This window comes from Gordonia sp. UCD-TK1 (assembly GCF_001691435.1).
GTDB classification, from domain to species: Bacteria; Actinomycetota; Actinomycetes; order Mycobacteriales; family Mycobacteriaceae; genus Gordonia; species Gordonia hongkongensis.
Window position 1 is genome coordinate 315,217 of sequence record NZ_LZMP01000002.1, and the last position, 6,529, is coordinate 321,745.

Here is a 6,529-nt window from a genome sequence, read left to right on the forward strand (position 1 = left end):
CGCCATGTCCGGGGCKGGGGCCAAGGGACTCGAGAAGGCCCCGGCCAAGAGTGCGACGCCGACGCCGGAGGCGGTCCTGCGGTCGGCGATCGACGCATTGCGCAAGCACGGCGAGGACGCCATCGCCGACCGCGCGACCCGCGTCCGCGACCGACCGGCACCGCAGGGGACCGTGGTCGTCATCGGCGAGGTCAGCCGGGGCAAGAGCTCGCTGGTCAACACGCTTCTCGGGGTCGGCGACCTCGCGCCCGTCGACGCCGAGATCACCACCTCGGTGTACGTCCGGTTCACCCCTGCCACCGACGACCTGCCCGCCGGCACCGCGCTTGTCGAGTTCCCCGGTGCCGCCCACCGCATCCCGGCGACCGAACTGTCCGACTGGGTGACCGTCGGCGGACGCCACGCGGCCGGGGTGCCGGCAGAACGTCTCGCGCCCGGCACGCCCGTCGATTCCGTTCTCGTGCCGCCGGTCTCGGCCCGGGTGGGGGTCGACGCCACGGTGCTGCCCGGCGTCACCGTCGTCGACACACCGGGCGTCGGGTCGCTGGTCCCTGAACACGTCGAGGCCGCGGTCAGCGCGGCGCGCGGCGCGTCGGTACTGGTGATGGTGTGCGACGCGACCGCACCGCTCAGCGCACCCGAACTCGACTTCCTGCGCAGTGTCAGCGAAGAGGTCGCCTCGGTGGTGCTGGTGGTCACCAAAACCGACCTCGTGATGCGGCAGTGGCGGACGATCGTCGCCGAGAACCGAAAGCTGATCGGCGCCAACGCACCTCGCTTCGCGCACATCCCGATCATCGGCGTGTCCAACCGCATCGCCGCCCAGGCCGCGGCGATCCCCGATCCGGACCGTCGCGAACGGGCCCTCGCGGCGTCGGGCGTTCCCGAACTCGTCGACGCTCTGACCCCACTGGTTCGCGACGGGGCCGCGTCGCCGGTGCGCAACGCGCTGCAGCTGACATTCGCCGGGCTCGACGACGTCCGCACGCGCCTGGTCCTGGAGATGAAGGCCGCCACCGCGACTCCCGCCGAACGAGCCGACATCGAAGCCGAACGCGACCGGCTCCAGCGCCTAAAGGATCGTCGTCGGGAATGGCGGGCGCGACTCACGCAGGACATCACCGCGGCGTCGTTGCAGACCGACGACCTCATGCGCGACCGCTTCGACAAATTGCTGGGCCAGTGGTCCACGCGTATCGACAAGTTGCGCTTCTACGAACCGCACCGGGCGGGCCAGGAGCTGATCGCGCAGATGACCGTCGACCTCGAGGCCGCCGCGCGCGAGGTGAGCGCCTCGTTCGTGGCCGGGATCGAGCGGATCGCCGACGCACTGTTCGCCGATGCCGCCATCTCCGACGAGCTGGTCGGGCAGATCGCGGGCAGTGCGGGTGAGCTCAAGCTCCGTGAGCAGGAGAAGATCTCGCCGTGGAAGAACATGGTCGACCCGATCCTGCTCTCCATCGTCGCCGCCGGCGGCCCGCTGGCGATCATCCCGGTGGTCAACGTGGTGGCGGTACCGGTGTGGGCGGGCGTCGTCGTCGGGTTCCGGGCGTCGAAGGTCGGCAAGGAGAATCACCGCAAGTGGTTGACGAAGGCGGTCGCCGACATGAAGGCCGACGTCCGGTCGCAGCTGCAGTCGATCAAGGCGCAGGCCAGCGGTGACCTGCAGATTGCCTACGACGAACTGCTCGAGCGGCTCCTCGCGGAGTCGACGAAGATCCTGAACGACGCCGCTGCCGATGCCAAGAAGTCGGCGGCCGAGCGGGAGAAGATCGCGCAGGATCTCCGGAACCAGATCATCGCGGTCGACAACGTGCGCAAGTCGATCGCCCGGGTACTTCGAGCGCCCGCCGGATGAAACCCGCTGTCATGTGTAACGATCTGCACCTGAGGAGGTGGCCACGTGGCGCAGGAGAGCAGGCGGCGACTGTGTATCGACTTCGGCACCAGCAACACCGCGGCCGCGTACCGGGTCGGGTTCGGCGAGCCGGTCATCGTGCCGCTCGGCCCGGGTGGACCCGCGATGCCGTCGGCGGTGTTCGCGGCTGACACAACCGTCGTGGTGGGTCACGACGCGGTGCAGCGGAGGTTGCAGGCACCCGACGCCTTCGAGGACACCCCGAAGTCGCGTATCGACGACGGCGAGATCGAACTCGGCGACCGGTTCTGGCCGGTCGAGGAGCTGATCGCCGCCGTGCTGCGGCACGTGCACCAGACCGCGTTGCGCCACAGCGGACTGCCGATGTTCGACTCGATCGTGCTGACCCATCCGGACCGCTGGAGCGAGCGACGCAAGAACGTCCTCCGGCGCGCGGCGCAGCGGGCCGGCATCCCCGCCGACGCACTGCGTGTCGCCTCCGAATCACTCGCTGCCGCTTGGTACTACGTGTGCCGCGGACATGACGTCAGTGGTGGCGAACGGATGTGTGTCTTCGATTTCGGCGCCGGCACGTGCGACGTGGCGGTCCTCGTCCGCGACGGCGCCGAGGGGTTTACCGTCACCGGGTCGGGCGGCGACAATCACCTCGGCGGCCGGGACCTCGACGCCCGGATGATCCGTTGGGTGCACGACGAGGCCGCCGAACTCGACCCCGACCTCCCGAGCCGGCTCCGATCCCCGGCCGCCGCGATCGCCTTGGCCGATCGGGTGCGGACGGCGAAGGAAGCGCTGTCCGACACCGCGCAGGCCGTCATCGAACTGCCCGGCACCCGGCACACGCTGCTGCTGACACGACGCGAGTTCGAGGCGATGATCGGACCGTTCGTGGAGCGGGCCGTCGAGTTGACCCGGGACGCGACCGCGCGGGCCGACGCCGCGGGTACCGGTCCGGGCGGGCCGGTCATCGTCTATGTCACGGGCGGGACCAGCAGCATCCCGATGTTGCAGTCCGCGCTGTCGTCGGTAGGCCGGGTCGCCCGGATCGGCGACCCGAAGGTCGTCGTCGCGCAGGGTGGGCTCCTCCGCTCGACCAACGTCGTCCCGGGGACCGAGGCCAACAGCTTCGACGCCGGGCGGGAGACCGATCCGCGGCGGACCGTGGGCCCGGCGGTCGACGCGTCGGGTCGTCGAATCGCGTTCCCCGCGTTGCCGGGCGGTTCGGTGATCGCCGCCGTCTCGGTGCGCAACGGCCAGCCCGTACGCGCGGGGGAACCGCTCGCGACCGTCGATTCCCCGGCCGGACGGGTGACGATCGACGCACCGGTCGCGGGCACGGTGCACGGCCTCGACCTGCGGTCAGGCGCCGCCGTCCAACCGGGTGCGGTGTTCGCGGCCGTCGGACCGGTGGACCTGCGGCCGGACCAGTGGCCGCGGCTGCATCGGATGCCCGCCGGCACATCAGTGGTAGCGGCGCGGCCCGTGATGCAACCCGTCGTCCCGCAACCCGTCGTCCCGCAACCCCTCGTCCCGCAGCCCGTCGCTCCACCTGCCCACATCTCGCAACCCGGCTCGGCGCAACCGATTCCGGAACCGGGGAAGGTGAATGCATTCGGGCTGGCGGGACTCATCGTGGGAATTCTCGGGTTTCCGCTGTGCCTGGGCACGATCGTCGGCCTGGTACTCACGGTCGTGGGCATCACGCGTGCCGGTGGCCGTCGCGATGCCCTCACCACGACGGCGCTCGTCATCAACATCCTGGGCGCCGTGGCCTGGGTGGCGTTCGTCATCTGGGCGGTCGTCAGCGGCTGACCCGCACGCCGACGCGCAGGTCGTCGGTCAGGGATGGCTGTCGATGTCGAACTGACGCCACGCGGCGTCCCACTCTCGTGACCGGTGCCGATCGGCGACGAGGCGTACGAGCACGGTCGAGCCCCACCAGACGAGCACGACGAGCATCACCACCCCGGCACCGGCGATCAGGCCCTCCATCACGGCGTCCGTCGTGGTCACGGGCGGGCCCACCACCGCACCGGTGTCGTCGAGCCAGACGGTCCGGACCCGGCCGACGGCGTCGAGCGGCTCGGCCCCGACGGTCGCCGTGAGCCGGTGACCGTTCGGGTCCCGCCACGCCACGGTGGTGTGGTCGGTGGTGTTCTGGCCGCCGTCGTTCGGCACGTCGACGCTCGGCACGTCGGCGCTCGGAACACCGACGCCCGGGACGCCGGCACTCGGTGCGCCGATGCGTGGTTCCCCGACGCCCTCGACGGACGTGCGAATGATGGTGGCGCTGACCGAATGCCGGGGTTCCTGGTGCTCGATCGTCGCCTTGTGCGCCGCATAGGTGTTGCCCCCGACGGTCAGGGCGACCATGAGCCCGGCGAGTGCTGCGATCCACAACATCACGAGTGTCGCGGTTTCCAGGCGGTCGGCGCGGCGGACCAGGCCATTCGACGATGCGTGCATCACACGCCAGCAGTGGAGTTCGCGGGCGAGGAATCGCAGCATGTCCCCCTCCTGATGCCTGTCGCCCCTTACATGGTCGTTGCCGGGGGCTCGCCGGGACAGGGCCTTTGGTCCCGAAACGGGCGCAGCGCCGGCGTGTTCAGTCATTCGACTCACAAACGATCCGTGCTCAGCGTATCCTCGCACTGCGCCGATGGCCGACATCGTGTGGGGGTGCCGGGGCGTAGGGGGTCGACTCGAGGGGCGGGATCTCGCTCCTCGTCGGTGTCCACGATCGTCATGGTTCGACAGGCGTCGACGGTCGTGGTCTGAGTGGAGGGGTTGACGTTGACCAGCGTTTTGTCTGTGGGCACATCGAGACGCGGTGCGCGCACGTTTCTCACGTCGTGGGCGATCGGCGAGGCGATCGACATCGAGGAGTCGATCGTCCTGACCGGGTACGCGGCGCTGGCCGAGAGTGCCGCGGACTTCGGGGTGACTCCGGATCTGATGCGTGAGGTCGACGCGGCGGTGCACCGGCACCGGGCGATCATCGCGCGGCTTCGGCTGATGCGAACCGAAGCCGTTGCTGCCGAACAGGTCTCGTCGCCGCACGACGAGGCGCTGGCCGCCCTGGGTCTCGGTGGTCCCGACGGTGATCCGATCGCCACGGACGTCGAGGCGTCGAAGGCGGTGCGGGCGTATAGCGCCGCCGGCCACGACGGTCGGCGTCCGGCGCTGGTCGCCGTCGCGTACCTGCTCGCCGCGGCGCACGCGCTGACCGACCCGACGAACTGTGGGACCGCTTCGCCCGCACTCAATCTCATGCCCCCGCCGCTGCATCGGGATCGCGCCCTCCTGGAGAAGGTGCTGACCCACGCCGTGGCGATGTCCGACCCGACCACCCGTGCGGAGCTGGCCGCTCACATCACCGCTGCGAGTGCCGCGTTCGCCGACGCCGGCGGTGGGGCCGACCGTTCCCTCTCCGTGCTGAGGTACAACCCGCACTCGTTGCGCACCTCGTGCCGGTCGATGGGTCTGGGCGAGGTCGACATCTGTATCGCCGGCTGATCTGATCGGCCACCGGGCGCGCGGCGATTACTCTGGGCGTCGTGACCACGTCGGTTTCGCAGCGCTATCGGTGGCTCCTGCACGTCGATCTCGACCAGTTCCAGGTCGCGGTCGAGCGGCTGCGGGCCCCCGAACTCGTCGGGGTGCCGGTCATCGTCGGCGGCAACGGCGATCCGACCGAGGCGCGCAAAGTGGTCACCTGTGCGTCGTATGAGGCGCGCGACGTGGGTGTCCGTGCGGGGATGCCGTTGCGGGCGGCGCACCGCAAGTTGCCCGACGCGGTGTATCTGCCGCTCGACATGGGCGCCTACGACGCGGCGTCCGCCGAGGTCATGGACGTCCTGCGGGCCACCGGTCACCCGGTCGAGGTCTGGGGCTGGGACGAGGCGTACCTCGGGGTGAGCGCGCGCGGGGCGGAGGTCGACCCCTTCGACGACGCGGCCATCGTCGACCTGGCCGAACGGATCCGTTCGGAGATCCTCGACCGGTGCGGGCTCACGAGCTGCGTCGGGATCAGCGACAACAAGCAGCGCGCGAAGATGGCCACCGGATTCGCCAAGCGTCCGCCCGGCGGCGCGCGAAGCGGTGTCGACGCGCCGCGCGTGTTCGTGCTCGACGACCGCAACTGGCTGGAACTGATGGGGGACAGGCCCACCCGCGACCTGTGGAGCGTCGGCCCGAAGACGTCGGCGAAGCTCGCCGCCGCCGGGGTCGAGACGGTGACCGAGCTGATCGCCACTCCCCGCGACGACTTGATCGCCACCTTCGGTCCGCACCAGGGCAATTGGCTGTACGTCCTCTGCCGCGGCGGCGGTGATTCGACGATCACCGCCGAACCCTGGCTGGCGCGTTCGCATTCCAAGTCCCGCACGTTCGCGACGGACCTCAGCGACGCCACCGAGATGCGCGCCGCCGCCGCGGACCTCCTGCGTGAGTTGCTCGATCAGGTGGTCGGCGAGGAACGCCTGCCGTTCCGGGTCGCGGTGACCGTCCGCACCACCACGTTCTACACCCGCACCAAGTCGAGGAAGCTTCCCGCGCCCAGCCTCGACTTCGCCCAACTCGAGTCGGTGGTCGCCGACCTGCTCACCAAGTTCGACATCGACCGCCCGGTCCGCCTCCTGGGCGTACGCCTCG

At 70.3% G+C, this 6,529-nt stretch carries 5 protein-coding genes; 4 read left to right on the top strand and 1 reads right to left on the bottom strand.

Annotation, left to right across the window (positions count from 1 at the left end; all coding sequences use genetic code 11):
- Positions 1–4: 4 nt before the first annotated feature.
- Both A9310_RS02920 and A9310_RS02925 read left to right on the top strand, forming a co-directional pair.
- A complete protein-coding gene (locus A9310_RS02920) occupies positions 5–1,858 on the top strand; it encodes a dynamin family protein (protein ID WP_065629324.1) in 1,854 nt (617 codons plus the stop codon).
- A gap of 45 nt (positions 1,859–1,903) precedes the next feature.
- A complete protein-coding gene (locus tag A9310_RS02925; RefSeq protein ID WP_065629283.1) occupies positions 1,904–3,688 on the top strand; it encodes an Hsp70 family protein in 1,785 nt (594 codons plus the stop codon).
- Positions 3,689–3,715: 27 nt separating this feature from the next.
- Here the strand turns inward: A9310_RS02925 and A9310_RS02930 are convergent, their stop codons facing one another.
- The gene (locus tag A9310_RS02930) at positions 3,716–4,384 is read right to left on the bottom strand and encodes a hypothetical protein (RefSeq protein WP_065629284.1); all 669 of its coding nucleotides are present in this window, start codon (positions 4,382–4,384) and stop codon (positions 3,716–3,718) included.
- Between the two features lie 303 nt (positions 4,385–4,687).
- On the opposite strand from A9310_RS02930, the gene A9310_RS02935 reads away from it, so the two are divergent.
- Together A9310_RS02935 and A9310_RS02940 are read left to right on the top strand one after the other, a co-directional pair.
- Positions 4,688–5,392 carry a hypothetical protein gene (locus tag A9310_RS02935; protein ID WP_083207229.1) on the top strand — a complete coding sequence of 235 codons (705 nt, stop codon included), beginning with the start codon at positions 4,688–4,690 and terminating at the stop codon, positions 5,390–5,392.
- Between the two features lie 41 nt (positions 5,393–5,433).
- Positions 5,434–6,529, top strand: a 1,096-nt coding sequence (locus A9310_RS02940; RefSeq protein ID WP_065629285.1) for a DNA polymerase IV, incomplete at its 3' end; no start/stop codon positions are given.